This is a genomic window from Chloroflexota bacterium, assembly GCA_018648225.1.
Classification (GTDB): domain Bacteria; phylum Chloroflexota; class Anaerolineae; order Anaerolineales; family UBA11858; genus NIOZ-UU35.
In genome coordinates, this window is record JABGRQ010000134.1 from 1 (window position 1) to 2785 (window position 2785).

General features: G+C 52.9%; 2 protein-coding genes. Both read left to right on the plus strand.

Translation table 11 applies throughout. The annotated features are described in order from the left end of the window. Window positions 1–701 (plus strand): hypothetical protein (locus HN413_13390; protein ID MBT3391390.1); only part of this gene is annotated, 701 nt, incomplete at its 5' end. A gap of 6 nt (window positions 702–707) precedes the next feature. Next, window positions 708–2783 carry a hypothetical protein gene (locus HN413_13395; GenBank protein MBT3391391.1) on the plus strand — a complete coding sequence of 692 codons (2076 nt, stop codon included), beginning with the start codon at window positions 708–710 and terminating at the stop codon, window positions 2781–2783. Window positions 2784–2785: the final 2 nt, after the last annotated feature.

Sequence of the window (2785 nt, forward strand, 5' to 3'; positions counted from 1 at the left end):
ACAACGAAATTGTCAACGGACTAATCAAAGGCGCAGGCGACAACGAAATCACCAGGCGCTTTGGCATCTTGCCGATGGGTACCGCCAATGATCTGGCGGATAATCTGGGCATCTCGAAAGACCTTGAAGTCGCCGCTCAGATCATCGCCGCCGGGTATCACCGCCCCATTGATGTCTGTCAGGTTAACGGGCGCTATTTTCTCAACAACTCTGCTGTGGGGTTGGAAACCGTAGTCAGCGTCACACAAACCCAGATGAAGCGCGTAAAAGGTATCGCCCGCTATTTGCTGGCAACCATCCTGACGATTCTCAAGAATCCGCAATGGCAAATGAAACTCGCCTGGGATGATGGCGAATACGAAGGCCCGGTGACATTGGTTTCGGTAGGCAATAGCCCGCGCACCGGCGGCATTTTCTATAGTGTGCCACACGCCGATCCCTTTGATGGCAAACTCACCTTCGTCCACGGCTCCATCACCACCCGCGGCGAAATGCTGGCAACGCTGCCAAAAATCATGAAAGCGGGCGAAGGTAATTACACCGAACACCCATCCATCCATGAAATTCACAGCACCTGGCTGCGTATCCACGCCGAGCCCAGCACGCCCTTCCATACCGATGGCGAAGTCATCGACTATGCCATCCACGATCTCGAATACCGCGTTGTGCCCGGACGCGTCCCAATGCTGCTGGCAAAATAATCCATCATGTCGATGCCAAACTTCCAGAAATCACTACGCACCTGGTATCCATTGCTCCTGATTAGTTGTCTGGGGCTATTCTTCGAACTGGCCGTAATTCGATGGATTTCCGGCGAAATCCGGCTCTTCTCGTATTTCAAAAACCTTCCTCTACTCGCTGCCTTCCTGGGATTGGCGCTGGGCTTTGGGCTGGTCGGCAAAAAGCAGAACTATCAATCGGCCTTTGCCCCCTTATTCGGAATCTTTGTCTTCCTTGTCTTCATTGTCGGGCGCGTCTTATCGCCGCGTGCATTGGCCTATCCTTCGAGAGGCGATGAATTCCTGTGGTTCACCGGCGATTTCTCGTATTGGCTGGCGCTGGGCTTATTCCTGGGGGTTGTGTTTGTTTTCTTCTTGCTCACAATGCTACTCTTTATTCCCATTGGGCAGGCAACAGGCAGAGAAATGTCCCGTCACGCACCGATTCCGGCCTATATTGCTAATTTGCTTGGCAGCCTGATCGGGATATGGCTTTTCGCCTTGCTATCCTATCTGCAAACACCACCGATGATCTGGTTTGGCCTGGCCCTTGTCAGCCTGTCCGTGTTCTGGATTCAGCAGCACACTTTTTCCTGGAAAGACGTCACGCTATTCATCATCTCCCTGGCCGGGATATTCTATATCGGGCGAGGGGTTACATGGTCGCCCTACCATCGCCTCGAATTAATCGAGCGCACCATCTCAACGGGCGCAGAAAACTCATCCGTGACCACCTGGTATACGCTTAACATCCAGCAAGTTTTTTACCAATCCGCAATGGATTTATCCGAGGTATTTTTAGCCAGCCTCCCTGAAGCCAATCAGGAGTTGGAAAACGCGGTCTATTCGTATAATTTACCGTACAGGCTCCACCCTCCCGGCGATCAGGTGTTAATCGTTGGCGCGGGGATGGGCAACGACGCCGCGGCGGCGCTGCGCAACGGCGCCGAGCACGTTGACGCGGTCGAAATTGATCCGGCTATCCTCGCCTTTGGGCAAGAATTCCACCCCGAACACCCTTATAGCGATCCACGCGTCACCACGATTGTCGATGATGCGCGTTCCTATTTCAAGAAAAGCAATCAACGCTACGATCTGATCTCTTTCGGCTTGCTCGATTCACAAATGCTCTTGTCCGGGCTTTCGAATATCCGCCTGGATTCCTTCGTGTACACCGTTGAAAGTCTGCAACAAGTCAAAGCGCTGCTCACCGAGCGGGGTCTGGTTTCGCTCACTTTCGGGGCAAAAACCCCCTGGATCGATGAACGCCTGGGGCGCATCATGGCCGAAGTATTCGGGCCTGAGAATATTTTTGTCTATTACGGCGATATTGGCACCACCTTTGTGGCGAGTGTACTCCCTGTAGATATTAGCGATACCGAATTAACCCGCTGGGAACCCAACACCCAGTACAATGATATTCCCATTTCTACAGATGATTGGCCCTACCTGTATCTGCGCAGCCGCAAAATCCCCGCGGCGTATTGGCAGGCCATCGGCCTCATTCTGGTACTCAGCCTCACGGTGATCACCCGCTCATTTCCGCGGGCGCTAAAACCCAACTGGCATTTTTGGCTGTTGGGCGCCGCGTTTTTGCTGATCGAATTTAAAAGCATCACCGAGTTGGCTTTGTTATTTGGCACAACCTGGCTCGTTAACGCCTTGGCAATCTCAGGCGTACTGAGTATGGCTCTGGGCGCCAATCTTTTTGTGCTGTCGCAAAAAAGAATTAACATGAGCATTAGTTACGTGTGCTTGTTTGCCAGCCTGCTGTTTACCTACTTTTTCCCGCTGGATAGCCTCAACGCAATCCCCCCTGCCCCGCGAGCCATCGCAAGCGCAACCCTGCTTTCGTTGCCCTTGTTCTTCGCCGGAGTCATTTTCAGCGAAGCTTTACGTCGGGCAAAAGAAACCGCTCAACCGCTGGCCTCGAATCTCAGCGGAGCGGTGGTTGGCGGGATGCTCGAATACGGTTCAATCCTATGGGGCATCAAGAGTCTTTATCTCATTGCCGCCGTCGTCTATATCGGCGCCTGGATCAGTTCACGCTTTCAAAATGAATAGGC